At 49.9% G+C, this 22,014-nt stretch carries 19 protein-coding genes; 8 read left to right on the forward strand and 11 right to left on the reverse strand.

Annotation, left to right across the window (positions count from 1 at the left end; all coding sequences use genetic code 11):
- Nucleotides 1–8: 8 nt before the first annotated feature.
- Nucleotides 9–404, reverse strand: a complete 396-nt coding sequence (locus ACQ6WK_RS14940; RefSeq protein WP_432798187.1) for a hypothetical protein — start codon at nucleotides 402–404, stop codon at nucleotides 9–11.
- Between the two features lie 159 nt (nucleotides 405–563).
- The gene (locus ACQ6WK_RS14945) at nucleotides 564–1,055 is read right to left on the reverse strand and encodes a hypothetical protein (RefSeq protein ID WP_432798188.1); all 492 of its coding nucleotides are present in this window, start codon (nucleotides 1,053–1,055) and stop codon (nucleotides 564–566) included.
- A 302-nt stretch (nucleotides 1,056–1,357) separates the two neighbouring features.
- Between ACQ6WK_RS14945 and ACQ6WK_RS14950 the strand changes: the two genes are divergently transcribed.
- From ACQ6WK_RS14950 to ACQ6WK_RS14960, 3 genes are all read left to right on the forward strand, one after another.
- The gene (locus ACQ6WK_RS14950; protein WP_432798189.1) at nucleotides 1,358–2,341 is read left to right on the forward strand and encodes an FkbM family methyltransferase; all 984 of its coding nucleotides are present in this window, start codon (nucleotides 1,358–1,360) and stop codon (nucleotides 2,339–2,341) included.
- A 38-nt stretch (nucleotides 2,342–2,379) separates the two neighbouring features.
- A complete protein-coding gene (locus ACQ6WK_RS14955; RefSeq protein ID WP_432798190.1) occupies nucleotides 2,380–2,802 on the forward strand; it encodes a CBS domain-containing protein in 423 nt (140 codons plus the stop codon).
- A gap of 247 nt (nucleotides 2,803–3,049) precedes the next feature.
- Complete coding sequence (locus ACQ6WK_RS14960) at nucleotides 3,050–4,819, forward strand: TolC family protein (protein ID WP_432798191.1); 1,770 nt, start codon at nucleotides 3,050–3,052, stop codon at nucleotides 4,817–4,819.
- A gap of 72 nt (nucleotides 4,820–4,891) precedes the next feature.
- Here the strand turns inward: ACQ6WK_RS14960 and ACQ6WK_RS14965 are convergent, their stop codons facing one another.
- Nucleotides 4,892–5,950: a hypothetical protein gene (locus ACQ6WK_RS14965; protein WP_432798192.1), complete on the reverse strand. Its 1,059-nt coding sequence runs from the start codon at nucleotides 5,948–5,950 to the stop codon at nucleotides 4,892–4,894.
- 123 nt (nucleotides 5,951–6,073) lie between these two features.
- Between ACQ6WK_RS14965 and ACQ6WK_RS14970 the strand changes: the two genes are divergently transcribed.
- On the forward strand, nucleotides 6,074–6,778 hold the full coding sequence (locus tag ACQ6WK_RS14970) for a phytanoyl-CoA dioxygenase family protein (protein WP_432798193.1): 705 nt from the start codon (nucleotides 6,074–6,076) through the stop codon (nucleotides 6,776–6,778).
- Between the two features lie 69 nt (nucleotides 6,779–6,847).
- Here the strand turns inward: ACQ6WK_RS14970 and ACQ6WK_RS14975 are convergent, their stop codons facing one another.
- Entirely contained in the window at nucleotides 6,848–8,206 is a 1,359-nt protein-coding gene (locus ACQ6WK_RS14975) for a PP2C family protein-serine/threonine phosphatase (RefSeq protein ID WP_432798194.1), read from the reverse strand.
- Nucleotides 8,207–8,705: 499 nt separating this feature from the next.
- Between ACQ6WK_RS14975 and ACQ6WK_RS14980 the strand changes: the two genes are divergently transcribed.
- The gene (locus tag ACQ6WK_RS14980) at nucleotides 8,706–9,758 is read left to right on the forward strand and encodes a 3-deoxy-7-phosphoheptulonate synthase (protein WP_432798195.1); all 1,053 of its coding nucleotides are present in this window, start codon (nucleotides 8,706–8,708) and stop codon (nucleotides 9,756–9,758) included.
- A 188-nt stretch (nucleotides 9,759–9,946) separates the two neighbouring features.
- Nucleotides 9,947–10,462 (forward strand): hypothetical protein, encoded by a 516-nt coding sequence (locus ACQ6WK_RS14985; protein WP_432798196.1) that lies wholly within the window; start codon nucleotides 9,947–9,949, stop codon nucleotides 10,460–10,462.
- 85 nt (nucleotides 10,463–10,547) lie between these two features.
- Here the strand turns inward: ACQ6WK_RS14985 and ACQ6WK_RS14990 are convergent, their stop codons facing one another.
- On the reverse strand, nucleotides 10,548–11,714 hold the full coding sequence (locus ACQ6WK_RS14990; protein ID WP_432798197.1) for a Gfo/Idh/MocA family protein: 1,167 nt from the start codon (nucleotides 11,712–11,714) through the stop codon (nucleotides 10,548–10,550).
- A 165-nt stretch (nucleotides 11,715–11,879) separates the two neighbouring features.
- Nucleotides 11,880–12,683 carry a zinc-dependent peptidase gene (locus ACQ6WK_RS14995; RefSeq protein ID WP_432798198.1) on the reverse strand — a complete coding sequence of 268 codons (804 nt, stop codon included), beginning with the start codon at nucleotides 12,681–12,683 and terminating at the stop codon, nucleotides 11,880–11,882.
- 432 nt (nucleotides 12,684–13,115) lie between these two features.
- Here ACQ6WK_RS14995 and ACQ6WK_RS15000 point away from each other — a divergent pair, with 432 nt between their 5' ends.
- A complete protein-coding gene (locus tag ACQ6WK_RS15000; RefSeq protein ID WP_432798199.1) occupies nucleotides 13,116–13,943 on the forward strand; it encodes a helix-turn-helix domain-containing protein in 828 nt (275 codons plus the stop codon).
- A gap of 27 nt (nucleotides 13,944–13,970) precedes the next feature.
- Nucleotides 13,971–15,467 (forward strand): sulfatase, encoded by a 1,497-nt coding sequence (locus ACQ6WK_RS15005; protein WP_432798200.1) that lies wholly within the window; start codon nucleotides 13,971–13,973, stop codon nucleotides 15,465–15,467.
- 4 nt (nucleotides 15,468–15,471) lie between these two features.
- On the opposite strand, the gene ACQ6WK_RS15010 is transcribed toward ACQ6WK_RS15005, so the two are convergent.
- The 5 genes from ACQ6WK_RS15010 to ACQ6WK_RS15030 form a co-directional block, all read right to left on the reverse strand.
- Nucleotides 15,472–16,950 carry a sugar porter family MFS transporter gene (locus ACQ6WK_RS15010; RefSeq protein ID WP_432798201.1) on the reverse strand — a complete coding sequence of 493 codons (1,479 nt, stop codon included), beginning with the start codon at nucleotides 16,948–16,950 and terminating at the stop codon, nucleotides 15,472–15,474.
- A 241-nt stretch (nucleotides 16,951–17,191) separates the two neighbouring features.
- The gene (locus ACQ6WK_RS15015) at nucleotides 17,192–17,866 is read right to left on the reverse strand and encodes a metal-dependent hydrolase (RefSeq protein WP_432798202.1); all 675 of its coding nucleotides are present in this window, start codon (nucleotides 17,864–17,866) and stop codon (nucleotides 17,192–17,194) included.
- Between the two features lie 136 nt (nucleotides 17,867–18,002).
- Nucleotides 18,003–19,502 carry a sigma-54-dependent transcriptional regulator gene (locus ACQ6WK_RS15020; RefSeq protein ID WP_432798203.1) on the reverse strand — a complete coding sequence of 500 codons (1,500 nt, stop codon included), beginning with the start codon at nucleotides 19,500–19,502 and terminating at the stop codon, nucleotides 18,003–18,005.
- Nucleotides 19,503–19,565: 63 nt separating this feature from the next.
- The gene (locus ACQ6WK_RS15025; protein WP_432798204.1) at nucleotides 19,566–20,519 is read right to left on the reverse strand and encodes an ATP-binding protein; all 954 of its coding nucleotides are present in this window, start codon (nucleotides 20,517–20,519) and stop codon (nucleotides 19,566–19,568) included.
- Between the two features lie 147 nt (nucleotides 20,520–20,666).
- Entirely contained in the window at nucleotides 20,667–21,263 is a 597-nt protein-coding gene (locus tag ACQ6WK_RS15030) for a DUF501 domain-containing protein (protein ID WP_432798205.1), read from the reverse strand.
- Between the last annotated feature and the right edge of the window lie 751 nt (nucleotides 21,264–22,014).

A 22,014-nucleotide genomic window follows, 5' to 3' on the forward strand; every position in this document is an offset into this window, starting at 1 on the left:
CGACCCCGCTACGCTGCCATCATATACATCGACGTCAGCAGCATGTCCGCGTCGTCAACCCCTGTCAGTAATTCATCACCGTGCGCATCACGGATCAACACCGGTCCGTCTGCCAACATCCGCCGTAAAATCCGCTGCACATCCGCTCGCACCAGCGCTCCCGATACCACCTCTACAAACACACGCACTTGGCCCGCCAGTTGATGCTCTGCTTCACCAATGATCACACCCAACTCAGATGGATGATCACCATCCCGCAACATTCCTCTAACCCAATAGCAACCTTTCCCCGACGAAATCTCAGCACCAACCTCAACCGGACACCCGCACTTATCATCACACGATCCAGTCACTGACACAGATTCGCTTTTGTATTCGCAATTATGACAGGATCGCTGACGCATGGCTTGCCACCTTCGCTAATCGGCACAGTTCTTTCCAAGTAACTAACACCGATATCGACAACCCCACCGCCGCGTTCAAGCACAATCACAAAAACCGCGCACAGATTCTACGTCCTACAAAACATTAAACCTTACAACCCCTCCAGCAGCATCGATCGCTCACGCACACGCACTCTGCATCCCCAACAAATCATCCAATTCCTGCTCATTTCGCACAAGTACATTCTCACCCTTACGCATGATCGCGATCGGCAATCGCGCCACCGCTTCTCGCATCGCGGCCACAACCTCGGGTCGCACCATCGCTTCATCATGCACTTCTGTAAACATAATCGCCTTCCCCGTAAGAGGATGCTCCGTCACCGTCAGCATCACGCCCAACTTGTCTGGCCGCTGCCCCTCATCCAAATGTCCCAGCAACCACAAGCACCGAAACGACTGGCACGCTACTGGCCGCGACCCATAAACACCACACCCACCGCCATCGCACACATGTTCGCACTTCTGATACGTTGGTTTATCAAGCACATCAATCCGCAGCACTTCGCAACAGGCACTACACCCATCGCACTGCCTTTGTTCTTTCATCTGACCACTCACATTCACAACACCACTCATGCCAACCAAAACATCTCGGTTGCGCAAAGACATGATCGGCCTATTACCCCGCGCACAAACAAAAGTTATCGCACCATCTGATGGTACGCTTTCCACTTCTTTTCATCTCGCACGACAAGATTGTTTTAGCTCACGCACCTTACCCCACTTAAACAAAACTTCTCCAAACGCAGCCCTCGATTATTTTGCGATTCATCACTGAATCTCGGACCCTGCCAAGCCGATGCATAACACAGGACCCGCACATATTTTCCGCACATCACGCTCAACCCGCAGCCTTCTTATCGGCCTAATGTCAACAGCGCCAAAGAACATACCCCGGAGGTACGATTTCCATGCCCTTTCCGCATCTATCCAGATTCATACTTCCCTTCACGCGTTTTGAATGGCCCGGCTGTGATCGCCTGTTTAACCTTTTCGTCGGCGGTCAAAAACAAAATGCTTACTGGCAAAATTGGCAACCCAAAAACATTCGCGCTCGCGAACACAATTACCTCATCCAACTCGATCTCGCACACTGGCAAGACCGGTTCACCTATTTCTATGGCCGCCCTTACGATATCGGTGTTCAACTCACACTTAAACACTTCATCCAGCCCGGCGACCACGTCCTCGATATCGGCGCTAACACCGGCCAACACACACTCCTTATGGCCGAACTTGTTGAATCCTCCGGCCACGTCGATGCTTTTGAGCCCAATACCGAATGCTGTAATCGCATCCGCACTCAAATCAAGCACAACAATATTCAACACGTCGCGCTTCACGAAACCGCCCTCGACCATCTTGAACAACCCGCTACACTCTCCATCGCACCCCAAGAACCCAACCTCGGCACACTCGCTGAACCCTGCCCCGCTGCTGCACCAAGCTTTTCGCTCAAACAACACGTCCACACACAAATCGGCGACCACTTTTTGCATAACATCCCCGAACATAACCGCCGCCCTGTCAACCTCATCAAGATCGACGTCGAAGGCCACGAACCTCGCACACTTCGTGGCCTGAACTGGACTCTCCAAAAAGACAAACCGCTGATCCTCTCTGAGGTTAACCCCCGTTGTCTCGCATGGGCCAACACCTCCCCCGAACAACTCTTCCTACTCATGAACGAACTCGGCTACCATGCCTACCTCATCAGCACACACCACAAACGTTGGCGGGAACACAAACTCACCCTCACACCCGTCACCAACCATCAAATCGAATCCACGCAAGACATCCTCTGGATTCATCACAGTGATACGATCAATCAGCGACGCGTTGATGCGCTCACACCACAAGATCAACCCACCCACACATTGAAAAAAGCCGCATGACTTCCCCCAACGATCCATCTTTACCCAAAGGATCATTGATGAGCCTCGCTATGAAACAAGTCCGCGACATCATGACATGCGAAATCACTCGTGGCCGCGTCGACTTTACACTCCGCGAAGCCCGGCGCCTCTTCAACAAGCATGGCTTCCACCACTTGCTTATCTTCGACAAACGCGAACTCGTCGGCATCATCTCCGACCGTGACATCCTCCGGCACACCTCACCCTTCATCGAGAAAATGGCCGAGCGCACCCAAGACCTCGCCACCCTCAACAAACCTGTGCATCAAATCATGTCACGTAATCTCACCACCATTCCCGCCGCAGCAGCCGTCAAACACGCCGCCAAAATCATGCTTTCCAAGCGGGTCTCCTGCCTCCCTGTCACCGATGAAAACGGCCACGTCATCGGCCTCGTCACCCACCGCGATCTCCTCCAACTCTTCAATCAAGCGGCCTAACCCAACACCACCGGTGCTACTAGTCCCGCTATCCCACCACCACGCCTCTCTTCTCTCATCATGCCCATTCATCCCCAATTTAATCCTGCTGGGGGACCCTTTCTTCCGATATCTGCCACCGGATTACGCATTCATGCTCTCTAGACCAAGGTTGATCTTGCGTGCCTCCCGGAACTTCGTACACTGTACGCTCGGGTCTGCTTAAAACCCGCCCCCAGAACCTACACACCATTGGATCAACATGCTTATGTCTTCGCTCAAAACACGCAAGAGCGCCGTTGCGCTCGCCACCATCCTAGGGGTGATCAGCATCCTCGCCGCCTGCTCCTCCCCGCTCAAACGGTCTACTGAGGATGAGCTTCACCAACAACTCATCTCCGCATACCGCACCGAGGTTGAAGCCGTTTCCACCGGCCCCATCATCGAGTTACAACGTACCGCCTCCGATGTTGTCGAAGAACTCTCCCCCGTACGGCAACAAGAACTCAATAGCATCTCTGGCATCACCGCCTATGCCGAAGATGATCTCCTACTCGGACAAAACCTTTTAGGTGATGAGCAAGGCAAACTCGTCCAGCTATCCCTCCAGGATGCCATCCGCCTCGCTGTCAAAAATAACCTTGTCATTCAAACCGCGCGCTACACCCCTGCTATTTCACAAACACAACTCACCCAAGCCGAAGCCGTTTTTGACGCAAACTTCTTTATTAACTCCGGCTACACCCGTACCGCCGACCCCAACTTCGGTAACACATTCGCCGGACAAAGCGGCGCATCGCTCAATGAACAATACAACCTCCAAACCGGCATCAATAAATTGATGTCCACTGGCGGAACCATCACCACCTCCACACAACTTAACCACACACACTCCTCCTTCAACAACCAATCCTCCGACTTCTTCATCGGCGACATCAACATCAACCTCACCCAACCGCTCCTCCGTGGCTTCGGTGCCGATGTAAACCGTGCCAACATTATCCTCGCCCGCAACGCGCTCCAATCCACCCGTCAACAACTTCGCTCTGACCTCATCAATCTCTCCGCACAAGTCGAAGCTCAATACTGGACTTTGTCATTTATTAAACAACAATTACTCATTCAAACTCGTTTGCTCGAACGCACCATTGACGACCGTGATCGCCTCCGCGCTCGTGCCAACTTCGATGTTAACCCCGTCCGTCTCACCGAAGCCAACTCCTTCGTCGAACTTCGCCGCTCCGATGTCATCCGCACACGACAAGCTGTCCGCGACGCATCCGATGAACTCAAACGCCTCATCAACGCCCCAGAACTCCCCGTCTCTGATGAAACCGTGGTGATCCCCTCCGATTGGCCCGTCGACGTGCCACTTCAGTTTTCGCTCCTTGATGCTGTCACCACCGCCCTTAAAAATCGCCCTGAATTACAGATCGCACTCTTGGCCATCAAAGACGCTTCGATCCAACAGCGCGTCGCTTCTAACGGAACTCTTCCCGTTCTGAATGTTACCGGTGGCACCACCATCCAAGGCACTACCGCCAATAACCCCGCTGCCGCATGGGGCAATCTCTTCGAACTTGAATTCGTCACCTATGTTGCTCAAGCCAACTTCGAAGTCCCCATTGGCAACCGTGGCCCACAAGCCGCCTTCGAACAATCCAAACTGCAACGCCGTCAATCCGTAGTCTCCTATCAAGACACCGCTCAACTCGTTGTTCTTCAAGTTAAAAACGCACTGCGTGAACTACTCACCAGCTACGAACTCATCGGCGCCACTCGCGCCGCCCGACTTGCCGCCGCCGACAACCTCCGCGCCATTGAAGAACAGGAAGCAGCCGGCGTTGCTCTCACCCCTGAATTTCTCCTCGACCTCAAGCTTCGCGCCCAAGAACGACTCGCCGACGCTGAGACACAAGAAGTCCAATCACTCACCAATTACAACAACGCCATCTCCACTCTCTACCAAACCATGGGCACCCTCCTCGACCGCAACGGCGTCGTCTTCGAAGATTATTCATTAGTCCCTGAAAACTAATCCCCATTCGAATGCAAGTTATCAATACCAACATAAATAAAACCTATGGTTTCTATACCGTAGGTTTATTCTCTAGCAATCTTCCAATACATCCACTTCAAGCCATCGAGGTGTAGCTGTGCCAGCAGGCACTTCTATCGTCCATGGCGCCTCAACGAACCGCAAATCAATCGGTAAACCCCGCAAGCATTTATCCAGTATTTGAACAATCTGGTCAACGATAGCATCTGTATCAAACGTGACCACTGGTTTAGGATCGTCAAGTTCATCGATAGTATTTTGCCCCAATAAAACCACTTCCATTTGGGAGAGTTTTTTACGCTGTGCTGTATTTGCAGTACGCAAAAGCGCAGCCCACAACGCCGCATTCTGTATTATCAGTCCAGATAACTCTGCTTGAAGCAATGCATGTAGTGATGAACGAAACCCTCGTTGCACGACAGACACACGGATCATTTGATCTCGTGACAACCTGTAGTATTTACTGTGATATGCATACTCAAATCCTAACCGGCAACGCTCTAAACCGAGGTTATAACGGTGCGCTTGCACCAACCCAAGCCGTCGATGCCCATCATCCAGCATGGCCGTTGTAATACGTGCAGCAACTTCTAACTCATTTAGGCATACACAAGGCATATTTAAATCGTGATAAGTATTGCCCAGCACAACAGCTGGCTTAGACTTGCCCGCAAAAAACGATTGAACACCTATCGCAACAGAATACAGTATATAAGCATCAAATTTCTGATAACCAGACCATAACATCTGTTCTCGTTCATCAATCTCAAGCATGCTCGATCGAATATGATTACGCTCAAGTGCTACAACCAATTTTCTCAAAATCACGGTCTGGCTCGTTCGCGTAATGCGATCTTGCTTGGAATGAATAATCGCAATATGTAACGGCCCTCTTGAAGACCTCGTGATGCGGCGACCAACATAACCAACCCCACGCCGCACTTCCGCACGACCTTCACGCACCAATCGCTGCAATTCGCGCCGTGCAACCTGCCTCGATACTCCAAATCTCTTTGCAATCACCCATTCACTGTCCAGCTTACCGCCACCCTGTGGTATCTCCGCAAGTTGGCTACATAGATATTGCCTAATTTCATCGTGTTTCTGCATCGCTTATATCCCACCAAGTTCACCGCATAGGACGCGGTTTACTTGTTCATTAATAATTGTCATTTTACACAAGCTGTATAAAGACCCCAACATTTATAACCGCCCTCAGAAAAGGACAAAAAGATGCAAGATCTAAATACACTCACCAGCCAATACGAACGAGATGGTGTAATTCGTGTCTATCAACTGTTCACACCCCGTGAGCTTGCAGAAGTAAAACAGCAAATCACACGTTACATATACGAGGTAGCCGACAACTTGCCCGAAACAGACATCGTCCGCGAGAGCGACGGCTCATCGATTCGCAATCTCTGGCGCATGGAACAGCATGATCCTTTTTTCGCCAAACTCACGAAACACCATCGCATTATTAATTTAGTCCAACGGCTTTTGCATAATCAGCCTATCTGCCTCGGAATCGAAACTTTTAACAAACCAGCGCAAATTGGATCTGCCATCCCACCACATCAAGACAATGCTTATTTCTGTCAAAGCCCACCAGACGTGTTAACTGTTTGGATCGCTATGGATCCAGCAACACCTGAAAATGGACCAGTCACCTACTATAAAAGCTCACATACCTGCGGCATGCTACCACACAAAACTTCAAGCGTTTCTGGTAATTCCATGGGTCTTGCCGAACCATTCGAAGAAGGTGAACCATTCATCGGCACACTCAATCCAGGTGATGCACTAATCCATCATTGCCAAATTGTTCATGAAAGCCAACCGAATCATTCCCAACAACCTCGCTGTGGACTACTCATGGTCTTTCGTGGCGCTCACACACAAACCGATCCTATATTGCACCAAAACTATAAAAGCTAGCAACTATGGAATCCACCACTATCAATGAATATAGAATGATAGGCATGTGACATAACCTATCATTCACCTTTACACATTCGCCTCTTCAGCTTGTTTCGGCCTTAAAAATTGTGGGAAAAACTCAAGCAATCCACGCAACGTATTCACCGATTGCAGCATATGCGTAATCAAAATATTTACCGTTTGTTCATGGCGATTCCGTGGTTCTCTTTGTGCTACTTTGAAATACAGCTTCTCCACCCGCCGCCAATCCTTCCAAAGCGTGTTCACGATACTCGCCGTATCAAAGCTGTGCAGCATCGGAGACAAGCGCACCTGCCCCGCTGTAATTAACTCTACAACCGGCTGAAGCTGTGCCATGTGCTGCTCATAATTTTTCCGCCAAGGACTTTCCGGCAAGGTAAACGCACGATGAAATGCATGCAACGGATTTTCCGTCGGCGACATCGCTAAGAACTTCCCATAAAGCTCCGGCCCAAGCCACCGTTTAATGGCCGCACACGCCGCCACAATCGTCATGTCACTGCACTGTTGCGCATGTGACTGCAAGTCATGCAGGTCATGCTGAATCAATGCTAAGTGATTATAAAATTGGCTCGCTGTCCCCGGAGGCGCCCCGCCCGGATCTGCAGGATACGGCGACTTAAAATCATCCTTCGTCGCTTTCCGTTGCCCGCGATACTCAATCAATGTCGTCGTGATATTGTCCGGCCCGCCCCCCGCATTCGCGGCATCAATCAAGTTCCGGCAAATAGCCTGCAAATCTTGCGGCTGTGAAATAATATGATGAATCGTCCGGTCATCGACAGGATCAGTCAATCCATCCGTGCAAATCAAAATCCGATCACCAGCCTCCAACAACACTTTCTCAATGTGCGGCTCAACCAAACTCGGCGCACCTAAATACTGCATCAGTAATCGACGCTCCGTGTCCCCCGCATCTTCCTTCTCAATCGTATCCGTCAAATTTTGATACTGGCGAAACTGCTTGGTGTGATCCCGCGTGACCTGCCGTAGCTCATGCCCACGCAAAAGATAAGCACGCGAATCTCCCGCATGCAGAATAAACGCGCTGTTACCTTCGACCAGCACTGCCACAATCGTCGCACCCATCCCCTTGAGTGTTTGAATCCGTGACGCATGATGATGCAGTTGATTCGAGATGATCACCACCGCTTCAATCATGATTGACCGAAGCAATTGATCATTAATCTTGTCGAGTCGCTTGAATCGTCGGCGCAACATATGGCCCAGTGTATGCGCAATAATCTGGCTCGCCGCTTCACCACTCGGCTGGCCGCCAATGCCATCACAAACCACATGCAAATTCAATTGCGTGTCCGAATGAAACGCATCCTCGTTTGCAAGCCGCCGCCGCCCCGTATCCGTTCGCGAGGCAAAAACAATATCAGGTACCTGTCGTGACAAATCCTACTTCCATCTCTCTACCACCTATGCGCATCCAAGGCCATCAACACAATTGATGATCACTTCCAAGTACGGAACCCAAAACTGCATTAACACAAGCAGCCGGGGCCCTAACACCTGCCACACGTATCGCCAAGGTCATGTTATTCTAATAGATCGCTCGCGCTACCGTGAGATTCTCTTGCTACTCGGTCAAAATGCCCCCCAAGCCGCACACGTCAGATTCCCGCCGGATTGCTCGACTACCGCAAGGCCGCACATCATACACATTCTCATTCCCCTGTCACATGAGCCTTTCTCCACCCTATCCTCACCATCCCATTTTCTCATAAACTCAACAACCCCAATCCCACACATCTATTCTCGTAACACCTTGAAAACAAAATTATTACCAAAAATTACCTCATTCCATTCACACCCATATCTGACTCATTTTTTCACGCCGCAAGCCTGTGGTATGATGTATGATTCGATTCAACCACACGCGAGAGATTTACCCGTGAACACCCCACACGAAACGCTGCCCAAAACGCACAACGTCAACGTCGAATCCGTTCGGCCCCTCATCATGCCGCGCGAACTCAAGGCCTCCCTCCCCGTCACTGAGTGCGCGGTCAATACCGTCGTTGAAGGCCGCCAAACCATCCAAAACATCCTTGCCGGCACCGATCCCCGCCTTCTCGTCATCATCGGCCCATGTTCCATCCACGACACCGATGCCGCACGCGACTACGCCAAAAAACTCGCCGAACTCCGCAAGAAATATCTCGACAAGATGTACATTGCGATGCGTGTGTATTTTGAAAAGCCACGCACCACCATCGGCTGGAAAGGGCTCATCAACGACCCCCATCTCGACGGCACCTTCGACATGACCGAAGGACTTCGCCGCGCTCGCAAACTCTTGATCGACATTAACTGCCTCGGCCTGCCCACCGGTACCGAAATGCTCGACCCGATCACTCCTCAATACATCGACGACCTCATCGCATGGGCATCCATCGGCGCACGTACCACCGAATCGCAAACGCACCGACAAATGGCCTCTGGCCTCTCTGTTCCCGTCGGTTTCAAAAATGCAACCAATGGCGACACACAAGTCGCCATCGACGCTATGAAATCCGCCAAATCTTCACACTCCTTCATTGGCATCGACGACGATGGCACCACCGCCATCATCAAAACCCGCGGCAACGCCTACGGCCACCTCATCCTCCGAGGCGGCTCCAACAAAACCAATTACGACCCTGAATCTGTCACCACCGCCACCAATGCGCTGCAGGCCGCTGAGCTTCCGTCGCGCATCCTCATCGACTGCTCACACGCCAACTCTGAAAAGAAATTCCAAAACCAAGAGCGCGTCTGGGATTCCGTCATTGAGCAAAAAATCACCGGCTCGACCTCCGTCATCGGCGCCATGGTCGAATCCAACCTCAAAGAAGGCAATCAAAAACTCTCAGACAATCTCGAATACGGCGTCTCCATCACCGATCAATGCATCGGCTGGGGCAAGACCGAACAGATCCTCCACGCCGCCTACCAAAAGCTCTAATCGCCAATTAGACAAAACTGAGAAACCCGAAAACTTATCAAGCCCATAATCATCGATCATGGGTTTTCTTTGTCCTCCACCCAAGCCCACTTGCTCTGCAGGTAGGGTGACTGTGGCGTCTCTTCAATCACTTTCATCTGTTAAAATGCACTCGATTCAATCACGTACCCTCACACTGGACCACATCAATGAATCAACTCGCCCGATCAAACCGCCATATCAACATGCCTTGCCCCAACTGCAATGCGCCCGTTCAGCGCACACAAACCTCGGATGGAGATATCCAGCTTGCTTGTCCGCGCTGCGGCTGGGGGCAAAATCGTACCATCAAACCCGCCAATGAAGATCAGCCACACACCAAACCCAATCTTATTTTCTATCTACTCGGCCTGATCCTTTCTCCCATCATCGTCATCGGCCCATACATTGCCGCTCTCATCTATCTCCCACAACTCTTCCCTAATGATACTCTCCCCGTTTGGATTCACATTACCTACTGGCTCGTCATCGCTATTTACCTCGCCGCCGCCTACACCGAAGACCCCCACTTCAGCACCGACCTTTCCGATTGGGCATGGGACAACCCGTTCAGTTTTGAAGACGATGTCAACCGCGCATCATCCTACATCGCCCTCCTTCTGCTCCCCGGCAAACTCGTCGTCTGGACCCTCGCCTCCACCTTTTCTCTTATTTTCAAACACTGACCTTCCAATCTATCCATCGCTTAGACAACTAAAAAAGCTGCTTCAACTGAAGCAGCTTTTTCATTTTTAATCTCAACCATAATGCCTACCCTAACCCCGGCACCATCGCCCCTTCATACACTGGAATCTCCATCGCCTTGTTCCCCTGCCTTAAACTCTCCGTCGCGCAACATCCCGCCGCCACGCTCATCCTCGCATCCAGCGCCGTCGCTCCACGGTTCTCGCCCGTCTTTAAATAATGCACAAAATCCGCAATGATCAGATCATCCGACCCACCATGCGTCCCTTCTTCCAACGGCGGGATCGCGATCGCCTCCGTCCCATGTTCCTGATATCCACACCGCCTGTCCCACACGCGCACCTGTGCCCATTGCTCTTCACTCGATGTGTCACCAAAATTCTCAATCCGCCCCTCCGTTCCGATCACCGTATAGTTCCGCACATCGTCCGGCGTGTAATGGCACTGCATATAATTCGCCTGCACACCATTCTCCAATGACATCATCATCATCGTGTGATCTTCAACATCAATCTTCGGCGACATCCCTTTCTGCGATAGCGGCGGCCAATTCGCGCGATTAAAATCCGGCACACCCAACTCATCCTCACCCCTTCGATCTTCCACACGATCATAAACCGACAACTTACCCATCCCTACTGTCCGCTGCGTGTATGCGCCAGCCAGATAATGAATCACATCAATATCATGCGCACCTTTCTGTAATAGCAACCCTGTCGAGTACTCCCGCTCTGAATGCCAATCCTTAAAGTACGCATCCCCGCCATACGAAATAAAATGCCGACACCAAATCGCCTGTACCTCACCGATCCGCCCCGACGCGATGATCTCCTTCATCTTCATCACTACTGGAAAGAAACGCATGTTGTGCCCAACATACAGCTTCACACCACACCGCTCTGCCGTCTCTAAAATCCGATCACAACCTTCAAGCGTAATAGCAAGTGGCTTCTCCAAATACACATGCTTACCCGCCTCCATCGCGGCCACTGCATGTTCTTCATGAAACGGATCAGGCGTCGTCACAAACACCGCATCAATATCTTCCCGAGCTACCAACTCTTTGTAATCTGCCGTCGCAAAAAGCTTACCCCCAAACTCTTCCTGGTACTCAGCAATCACCTCCGGCAAAACATCGCATACCGCCACCAGCTCCACCCCATTCACCGGGTCGTGCGCCATCTTACAAATTTTGCCCCGTCGCCCTGCACCGATCGATCCGATCTTAATCATAAAACTCAGCCTTTATATTCGGGATTGTCGCCGCCAACTCAACTAAAAGTTGAGCCCGACTAGATTACCCCCTTGTTCGTCCCACACAACCACAATTCCGCTGAGAACCCTGCAAAAAACGATACAAATTCGACGGAGAAGCCTGCCATCACACATCTTCGTTCTTCAACCACTTTGCCCATCAAGAAACCGTTGTTTCCGCGCTGCTGTATCTTGATTGTAAAAACCTTTTAAAACACCATACAGTTCTGGATACACTCGCCGCATCTCGATTGGCCGGTCAAAAAAAACTTCCGTCGCCACCGCAAAGAACTCTCCCGTATTCGTCGCACCATACCCATCCAAAAGTGCCCGGTAACCTCTTGCATCCTGCGCGCGAAGCTTCTCAAACTCTCGTGTACAAACAGCTGCCCACTCTCGATATTGCTCTGCCGACTCAAGCGGCGGTGTCCCGTTTACTGAGCCATCCATCATATCTAGCTTATGTGCAAATTCGTGATACACCACATTATGCCCTCGCTCAGGATGCACACCACCACGTTTCACCGCATCCCACACCAATATCACCGGCCCGCGCTCATGCGCCTCACCCAAGATCGGCATCGCATTTTCTGATACAACACCCTCCATATCCCACGAACCCCGCGGACCCACCGGCACCACTGTCGTCGGATACACAATCACACTGAATACATTTTTGTATAACACATGTGGCAAGCCCAACAGCAACAAACAAGCTTGCCCCGCGATCGTTACCTTGATCTCATCAGTCATCTCAAGCCCGCCACAACCTTCCCACTCTTTTTCCGCAACAAATACCTGTGTCAGGTCGCGCAACTGCTGCCGCTCTTGCACACCCAGATACGACCAGTGCGCCATGTTTCTTTGCAGGTAGCTTTCCCATTCCTTTGGAAAAGGTGTCTGCAGTATTTGCTTCCGCCTGCGCTCAGCTAGCCAATCAAAAATCATAAAGCCTCAACTTTCAATCGTGCCCATTTGCATACGCCACAACCACAAATCCACATACCACCAAAGTGAAATACCATGCGAAATCATATGCGACCCAACATGCTCACGTGCCTTATACGCATGATTAACCAAAGAAATACCGTCAATGCAACGCAAAGAAGAATCATAATTCTATATATAGAACTATATTTTATATTTGAAATTATCGACAATAGTCGTTATAACTACCAAAGGGATGTATTGACTCGAGGGAGACATTGGGAGATGTCGCGGAAAGGACAAGCTTGGTGGCTTGGAAATTGGCAAATGTGCTCGGCCTGCACATCAATGATTCGATCTGATAACGAAGTCAGGATGTGCCGGCTGGGCGATGCCAGATCTATAGAAAGATCTGTCGACAAATTTCAGTTGACCTGAGCAAGAGGGATATCAATGTCTAAGCGCGAGATAGATTACGAAGCCATGGGTTACAAGAATCCGCAAGAAGAGGTTGTAGCTATCAGCACAAAAGATCCGGCGCCAGCGCTAACGCGCGGGCTTGTCGTATTGCGTTTGCTTGGTCATGAAGGCAGTATGACACTGGCTGAAGTCGCAACCAAAACGGGCTGGCCTAAAAGTTCGTTAATGCGATTACTGCAAAGTCTCACCGCCTCAGGCGTTGTCGATCGCGATGGACTCACGCGACGATACCATGCTGTCGTCAGGCTCATCCCCACACGGAGTGAAGTTGAAGAATTGCGCCGTGCAGCCTCTGGACGCATGACGCCACTGAGCGAAGCAATCGGACACACCGTTGAACTTCATCATTTTGATGGCTATCAACTTGAGATGATTGATCGCTGTGAGCCACGTGAACTGGAAGTCTCAGCACGTGCAAGAATCGGCTTCAAACGTGATCTTCGTGAAGTAGATGCACTCACACAAATAGTAAAAGCTTATGGCAGCCCAAGTGTGGAATGGCCAACCGACGGTTACTGGGCATGGCAAGATGGCGATAAACAACAAGTCGATACGATATCAATCACAAATATGACCCAAACCGTCCACCGAACACAGATCGGTATCGACCTCGGTTACAACTATGGCGGTGTCATGCGTATCGCAACGCCAGTTCTGGGCGCAAACGGAAAACTTGTTGGTGTGCTGGCAGTTGCCTTGGTTCACCATCCACACAAACAGAAAAAGATCGATCGTATTAAACCGCTTCTGATCAAGGAAAGTCAGAAGATTAGTGATCGCCTTGAAAGTAAAACTTTTTAAAGCCGGTGTTACGGGGCTTGGAAAAACATGAGAATTTTATACCTCGATATAGATTCCCTGCGCCCAGATCATCTGGGTTGCTATGGATATCATCGTCAGACAAGCCCCAATATTGATCAACTTGCCGCAAATGGCGTTTGCTTTACCAATTGCTATGCATCAGACGTACCATGCTTGCCAAGTCGCAGCGCCTTGTTTTCCGGTCGAGCAGGCATCCATACCGGTGTAATCAATCATGGCGGTGTCGCCTCCCAACCTTTTATAGAAGGCGCAGGCCGCAACTTTCGCGACACACTTTACGACACTTGCTGGATGACACAGTTGCGTAACCAAGGCATGCGTACCGTCACCATTAGCCCTTTTGGCGAACGGCACGCAGCGTGGCATTGGTATGCTGGCTTCTCCGAAATACATAACCCGCGCGGCAACGGACTTGAACGCGGCGATCAAGTTTGGCCAACCGTCCAACGATGGCTCAACCATAATGCTGATGAAGACAATTGGTTTTTACACATCAATCTTTGGGACCCGCATAGCCCATATCGCACGCCACGTGATTTTCAAGCAGACTATTCTGATGAACCCTTGCCAGCTTGGTACAACGAATCAATCCGACAGGAACACTGGAATGATTGTGGCCCACACTCGGCACAAGAAGTCACCGGCTTTGGCTATGAAGCTTATAGCCAAAAACTTTTGGAACAATATCCAGATCATCCGGGACAAATTGATTCGATGGATAAGGCGCGCATGATGTTCGATGGGTATGATCGTGGTGTTCGTTATGCAGATCATTATGTCGGCAAAATGATTGACGCCCTCAAAGACAATGGCTTGTATGACGACACCATCATCATCATTTCAGCAGATCACGGTGAAAATCTCGGCGAACTCAATATCTACGGTGACCATCATACGGCAGATCAAATCACAGGAAACATTCCGCTCATCGTACATTGGCCTGGCGTAACCGATCAGCGTGCTGGTGAAAAAGATCACACGCTACTTAACCATTTTGATTTTGCAGCCACTGTTATACAAATGCTTGGCGGACAAACACCAAGAAACTGGGACGGGATTGGTTTCGCGGAGGCGTTCAAGCAAGGCAAACCGTCTGAACACCGTGAATACGTCATCATCGGCCAAGGCGCATGGTCATGTCAGCGCGGTATCCGATTTGATCATAATGGCGATCGCTATATCTGCATCCGATCTTACCACGATGGCTATCACAATTTTCCCGACCTCATGCTATTCAATCTCACCAACGATCCTCATGAACAGCATAATCTTGCTGAGTTGCAACCGAACATCGCAAACAAAGCGATCCGTTTACTCGATCAATGGACTGGTGACATGATGCGTACTGCCTCACATGGGCAAGACCCAATGTGGACGGTTATCCATGAAGGTGGCGCATTCCACACCCGAGGAAACTTAGCGCAATATCTTCAACGGCTCGAAGATACCAACCGATCCCATTGTGCTAAATCACTTAAAGCAAAACACAGCAAAGATCTCTAATCATTCAACGGTGCTGTTTTTTTAATAACCACTTCGCTTCGATCGCTTCGAGTGACTGACCCTTGGTTTCAGGAACAAAGATCAGGATAAAAACCCATGCCCCGATATTGATCACGCAATAGAGCCAAAAGGTTGATGCTTCCCCTAACCCACGGATCAGCACAAGAAATGTTTGCGCCACGATAATATTACCTATCCAATTTGCAGCTAAAGCCAAACCAATAGCTTTCGATCGAACATGACTTGGAAAAATCTCCGAAACAACTACAAAACAAATCGGCCCAAGTGAAAAAGCGAAGCTAGAGATGAACACCAACACACATGCAATCGTCACATAACTGAGCCAACTTGCACCCATGGAGAGTACCTGCGATTGTTGCTTAAGAATATCACTCGCTTCCCCAGCATTTGCCACCGCAGTATGACCTGCAGTAACACTATTTGAAATACTGTGCGTTAAATCATATTGTGAAATCGCAGTATTTAAATAAAACGCGAGCCCCAAAACAGCCAGACACAAAGCCATCAAGCTGACACCAAGCAAAAGCAGAGGCCGCCTACCCCATTTATCAACTAGAAAAACTGCAACCAGCGTCATCATAAAATTCACGACACCCACAGTCGTCGTTGCAACGAGCGCAGCCGTATCACTTGCAAAACCAGCATCCTGAAAGATGATAGGGGCATAGTAAATTACGGTGTTAATGCCAGAAATCTGCTGAATGAACATCAGCAGCACGCCGATCACTGTTGCTTTAAACACCGGACGCTTAAAAAGATCGCGAAATGCACCTGATCTTAAAGTATCAATATCCGTTTTAATCTCACGAACAACATCATCAACATCAACACGACCGATGGACCGCTGCAAGATCGGCACAGCATGCTTTTCACGATTCTTCGTAATTAGCCAACGCGGCGAAACAGGCACAAAGAAAAGTAGTATCACCGCTAAAACCGCAGGGAAGAGGTTAACGCCAAACATCCATCGCCACGCCCCCTCCGATGCAAACCCGGTATCCACCGCATACGCCATCATAATCCCAAATGTGGTGGCCAACTGAAAAACCGTGACGAATGTGCCTCGATACATCGGCGGAGAAAGTTCCGCAATATATAACGGCACCACAACGGTTAAACTTCCGATACCCACGCCCATGATAAGACGCCCAATGATCAACCACTCCACACTGGGCGCAATCACGGTCACGAAGGTACCGATGAGCGTAAATAGCATCGCTAGGAGGTTTGAATATTTGCGACCTATCCAATCCGCAATAACGCCTGCACCAGCCGCGCCAATTAAACCGCCAATCAGTAACGAACTCGTGACAAATCCAGCAACAGAGGCCGACAGATCGAATTGAGTCTGCAGAAAAAGTAACGCACCAGAAATGACCGCCAGATCATAACCGTAAACAACACCTGCCAATCCACCAACAACCAGCACAGCACGAAACACATAGCAAAAAGCGCGCGGCACAAACCCATCCCCTTCCCCTGTTGCACTGCACGGTGAGATCATCACTTAGCCGAAACTCTGGACCCCGCCTGACTTTCTGTGCGCATAAGATCACATGTCTCACTCATCGACACAAAAAGAAATCGATGTGCGTTTTTTATTATCACCATATCGTTCTAGCTTTGTTGCGGAGATTATGGGGCGTGCGTGATCCTCAAAAACGATACGATAATCACAACAACAATGCCCATACTAGCACCGCCTACCCTTCGTAATGCCAAATGTCGCCCGGCGCCATATGTTTCACTTCAACGCCATTTGGATGAAACTCAGACAAGTCACTGGTTAACAGCGGCCAAGTTGAATGATGAATCGGCACCGCATACTTGGGCTTGATCATTTCCGCAGCCATCCGCGCCAATTTCGGCCCCATCGTAAATCGATCCCCACATGGCAGCATCGCAATCTCAGGCTGCGCCACTTCACCAATCATCTTCATGTCACTAAACAGCGCCGTGTCACCCGCATGATAAATCTTATGTCCACCGATTTGTAGCACGAGCCCCGCCGCGACACCCATGTATTTGCCTTCATAACTCGATGAATGAATCGCCGGCGTGAACGCCACATAACCAAACGGCGTATAAATTCGACCGCCCGGATTGCCGGGCTCGGTCTTGCGTACACCCATCGACTCACAATACGCGCAGATTTCAAAGTTAGCCACCACCGTCGCATCATTCGCCCCCGCCAATTGCAACGTATCACCAAAATGATCCGCATGCCCATGCGTCAGACAAACATAGTCACATTTTATCTCTTCGTGTTTGTGTACCGCCACCGGATTATCTGTGAGAAACGGATCGATCGCGACTGTGTGTTTGCCGTCAGAAATCAAAAAACCCGAATGACCAAGAAACGTGATTTTCAATGGCATGTTTGCCTCCATCTATTTTAATTGATTTCAATTCATATCAACACAGCACGCACGCATCTTTGATGATACACGAACGGTCACATACTGTGTATGAGAATTAACTAAGGAATAAACGCTAAGGATGGTGGGATTCAAATCAAGCAGGTTGATCAAGATTGTAGAACTTGATTTTTTTGTACAACGTCGTGCGATTGATATCGAGTTGCTTGGCGGTTTCCTGGCGATTCCATTGATTTGCCTCGAGTGCTGCCAAGAGAATCTGCTTCTCTGGCTCCTGCAACGCTTCACTGAGTGGCATCGGCAACCATGCCGTCGCCTCACACACACCTTGCACCGTTTGATCTGCCACACCAATAGCATTCATGCTGGTTTGTTGCGCATTCAAAATCGTATCAGGCAAATCGCTCTTCTCAATCACTGGCTTACGTGACAACACAACTGCCCGCTCCACCGCATTCTCAAGCTCACGCACATTGCCTGGCCAACCATAATGCTGCAATGTCTCGATCACATTTTCAGAGAACCGTCGCTCACGTTTCATCTCACCGCAATATCGTGCCAGAAAATGCTCCGCCAATAGTGGAATATCACGCACACGATCCGACAAATTCGGCAATTGAATATTCACTACATTGATACGGTAATACAAGTCTTCACGGAACAACCCCTGCTCTACAAGCTTGTCCAATGGCTGGTTTGTCGCCAGCACAAAACGCACATCAACATGTACCGTTTCCGTCGCACCCACAGGCTCAAATGCTTTTTCTTGAAGCACTCGCAGCAATTTAAGCTGTAGCGCCGGCGTCGCAGAATTAATCTCATCAATGAACAGCGTCCCGCCATTAGCACTCAAAATCTTGCCTGGCTTGTCATAGTCCGCCCCAGTAAACGCGCCCTTCACATGACCAAAAAGCTCAGACTCAAGCAACGTCTCCGGGATTGATCCGCAGCTAAAAGTTACAAACGGGCCAGTCGCACGTGGACTTGCCGCATGCACTGCATGGCCGACCATCGACTTACCTGTACCTGACTGACCAGTAATCAAAACGGTCGTCTTTGATTCAGCCACCGCTTCGATCAAATCATAAACCTTCTGCATGCGATAGTCCGCACCCACAAGATTACCCATGCCAAACCGCTGCGAAAGCTGCGTTTTAAGCGTATTGTTTTCCGCAAGTAATATGTGTTGATTGAACGCTTTGTTCACTGAGAGCCGAAGCTCATCATCAATCACCGGCTTGGTCAAATAGTCCGCTGCCCCAAGCTTCACCGCTTCAACCGCACTTTCAATCTTTCCAAAACCTGTTATCACGATCGGTACGATCGAAGGATGCGCCTTACGCACATTCTTCAATAGCTCAAACCCATTGCACCGCGGCATATTCATATCCGTAATCAATAATCCAAACGGGCATGCACCCGGCTGCGCCGCTTGCTCCAAGAGATTTGCCGCTTCAACGCCATCGCAAGCCGTTGCAACATCGTAGCCATCACCTGCCAACATCTCTGCAAGCGACTCTGCCACAATCGGATCATCATCCACAATCAAAATCCGCGCATGATGCTTCGACGATACCTCCGTAGACGAATCATCTACAACATTAGTCAGTTTTAGTGGCGAATCAATCTCAGTCATCTTGTCCTTATCAGCTTTCCATATACCTATACAACATACGCAAGTCGCGCAGAGGTTTGTCTATTATTTTACCTGCCCCAGCAGTGACGATCGCGGCACATTGATCTTCACCACTGTTCCGCTCGGCGTGTTGGGAAGTAGTTCAATCTCTCCACCCATCTGTGCAATTAGATCATGGGTCAGTGCTAAGCCCAGACCATGCCCATATGTTTTTGTCGTTTTGCCGAATCGCACCTGTCCATCGGAAGATAACATTTCATCTGCTAAGCCACTAGCGGTATCAGACAAACGAAGCTTTAATTCATCATCTTCAACCAAAGCGCAGATGGCAATCTGATTGCACCCTTGCATCTGATCTGCAGTCATCGTTGAGAACGCTTCAATACTGTTGCGAACCAAGTTCTCCAACACCTGAAACAACGGACCAGCTGGAAGTATCGCCGCATGCTCCGTGATATCGATGTGTAGCTCAAGCCGAAGCCCCGAAATGGCGTAATCAAACAAGTCACGTAGCAAGTCGACCGACTGGATAATCGTTCGCGGTGAAGACGCTGCACGTAATACACCTACATCAATTGCACTCGGATCTTGTGAAAGCCAACGGAGCGAATCGCGCTGTGAGTTCGGCGTGCGCATCCACTGATGAATCAAACACGCCATCTGATGCATAGCTGATGATGCGGTTTGCAGCTTGTGCAATACATTGTCTGCGGACGCGCTACTCAGCGCAAGCCGCTCAGTCGCAGCCGTCTGTGTGACATCTCCCTCAGTTGCAGCAATCTCAATCCCATCTCCATCGTGATACGTATGCATCGGCGGCGGTGGAACATCATTCGCATGATTGGCGATCTCCTTGAGCGCCAACGAAAGATTGCGCATCGAACCATCCAGCAAATTCGCAAGCTCATGTGCAAGATGTGCAGAGGCATCACGGCCAACGCGTTTCTCCTCCGAAGCGCGTTTAACGAGATCTTCTTCACCTTGCGGCGATTTTGATTTGTTGTCTTGGCTCGACATACGATAGTATTATCGACCCGTAGCGTGACATGTTCTGCGCCCGATGTGGTTTATATGCAACATTGTTTCTGTTCGCCCAGTGTTGATTTCGCACAACATGTACAGCCCGCATAACCGTTACCGTTTATCACACGAATTGCCGCCGATTCAAGCTGCGGGCTCAATGACAAACCCGCGGCGAATCTTGGCCAAATCGGGCTCACGTTCTTCAAGCATCCGACCAACGACACTTCCACCAGTTGGCAAAGTAGCCAGATGATGTGCATAATGCAGGTGAAGGCATTTCAGCGTAAGAAAATTCGAGATACCGCCAATCCCCCTAACCCGCAATGTTTCCAGCAAACACGGCGACTCCAATACGAATTGCTGATCATCTTTGGTCAACAGTTTCCACCGCGATTCAATATAAGCGCGATGATCATTAATCAATGCGTGTTCAATCTCCGCGTTGTGGGTAATCACGTCCTGAAGCGCATCGATCATGCCTTGGCGTTCACAATCTGCAATACGTTTATGCAACACCGGGCAAGTCATCCAATACAGCGTTGGAAACGGAACTAGCTTCTCGGAGCAAGGCGAGTGCTCATGCTGATGGGGAATGTGCGGCCGCTCTTCATGATGAATCGGATAATTCAACGTCACCACAGGCGTACGGTCTTTGTAACGTACCACCACATCAACCACACCCCGCGGTGTGCGGCCAAGTTGCCTTTTTAATACCTGAAGATCCGTGTCATTGAGCATATTAAATATTGTGTCCGATTGAACCTTGTGGTCAACGGGGTGATTGATTTTGATTTAAGACAATCTATGTGTCGGCATAAGAAGTCCGCTACAACATACGGGTCATGCCCTGACCACACAGCAGCATATGCGCATAAAAAAGGCCAGAGCCCTCAGGGGACTCCAGCCTCGCCTGTGTTGTCTAAGTTATGTTATTGACCGTGTGATAAAAAGGGTGTGGGAACAGGGCAAGGGGGAGGGTTTGGTGTTGTCGATTCACGAGGAACACGGGGAGAAACGCGAGAACCAAGCCCTGATCCCAGCACGAGGAGATCACACTTAAATGTCAAAGTAAGCCGTAAAACCCTCTGGTTGACCACAGAAGCAGAACTTAACATTGCTTGCCAGAGGGTTTAAGTGAGATTGAATTTTCAACCTCTGAACAAAGGATATCATCGTCTCTTTACATGTCAAGCTGTCAAGGGGCAAATGATCAGAAATTCTTATCTTTAGTTCCGATTTTAATCAGGGATTACACCTAGCCTCTTAAATTACTAAAACTACATTAGTTATGTCCCAAATACCCTTAAATGGCATTGTGACAAAACGGTGGAAAACTCAACCTATCAATGAGACTCATTGAATCATTTTGCATGATGCGACTGTCGCTACTTCACAACAAACCAACATTGTCTTGTTTGTGGGGTGGGGATGCGTTCTCAGATAGGTCTAGCATCGTACAAGATCGAATTAGCAAGCCACCAAACATGCG

It is taken from the genome of Poriferisphaera sp. WC338 (assembly GCF_050931845.1).
Lineage (GTDB): Bacteria > Planctomycetota > Phycisphaerae > Phycisphaerales > Phycisphaeraceae > Poriferisphaera.

Excerpts from the sequence above, each read along its gene's own strand:
- ACQ6WK_RS15020 (WP_432798203.1), bottom strand. The coding sequence starts at position 19,502 with ATGACTGAGATTGATTCGCCACTAAAACTGACTAATGTTGTAGATGAT.
- ACQ6WK_RS14970 (WP_432798193.1), top strand. The coding sequence starts at position 6,074 with ATGCAAGATCTAAATACACTCACCAGCCAATACGAACGAGATGGTGTA.
- ACQ6WK_RS14945 (WP_432798188.1), bottom strand. The coding sequence starts at position 1,055 with ATGTCTTTGCGCAACCGAGATGTTTTGGTTGGCATGAGTGGTGTTGTG.
- ACQ6WK_RS14940 (WP_432798187.1), bottom strand. The coding sequence starts at position 404 with ATGCGTCAGCGATCCTGTCATAATTGCGAATACAAAAGCGAATCTGTG.
- ACQ6WK_RS14995 (WP_432798198.1), bottom strand. The coding sequence starts at position 12,683 with ATGATTTTTGATTGGCTAGCTGAGCGCAGGCGGAAGCAAATACTGCAG.
- ACQ6WK_RS14965 (WP_432798192.1), bottom strand. The coding sequence starts at position 5,950 with ATGCAGAAACACGATGAAATTAGGCAATATCTATGTAGCCAACTTGCG.
- ACQ6WK_RS14950 (WP_432798189.1), top strand. The coding sequence starts at position 1,358 with ATGCCCTTTCCGCATCTATCCAGATTCATACTTCCCTTCACGCGTTTT.
- ACQ6WK_RS15025 (WP_432798204.1), bottom strand. The coding sequence starts at position 20,519 with ATGTCGAGCCAAGACAACAAATCAAAATCGCCGCAAGGTGAAGAAGAT.
- ACQ6WK_RS14990 (WP_432798197.1), bottom strand. The coding sequence starts at position 11,714 with ATGATTAAGATCGGATCGATCGGTGCAGGGCGACGGGGCAAAATTTGT.
- ACQ6WK_RS15000 (WP_432798199.1), top strand. The coding sequence starts at position 13,116 with ATGTCTAAGCGCGAGATAGATTACGAAGCCATGGGTTACAAGAATCCG.
- ACQ6WK_RS15015 (WP_432798202.1), bottom strand. The coding sequence starts at position 17,866 with ATGCCATTGAAAATCACGTTTCTTGGTCATTCGGGTTTTTTGATTTCT.
- ACQ6WK_RS14960 (WP_432798191.1), top strand. The coding sequence starts at position 3,050 with ATGTCTTCGCTCAAAACACGCAAGAGCGCCGTTGCGCTCGCCACCATC.
- ACQ6WK_RS14955 (WP_432798190.1), top strand. The coding sequence starts at position 2,380 with ATGAGCCTCGCTATGAAACAAGTCCGCGACATCATGACATGCGAAATC.
- ACQ6WK_RS15030 (WP_432798205.1), bottom strand. The coding sequence starts at position 21,263 with ATGCTCAATGACACGGATCTTCAGGTATTAAAAAGGCAACTTGGCCGC.
- ACQ6WK_RS14985 (WP_432798196.1), top strand. The coding sequence starts at position 9,947 with ATGAATCAACTCGCCCGATCAAACCGCCATATCAACATGCCTTGCCCC.
- ACQ6WK_RS15005 (WP_432798200.1), top strand. The coding sequence starts at position 13,971 with ATGAGAATTTTATACCTCGATATAGATTCCCTGCGCCCAGATCATCTG.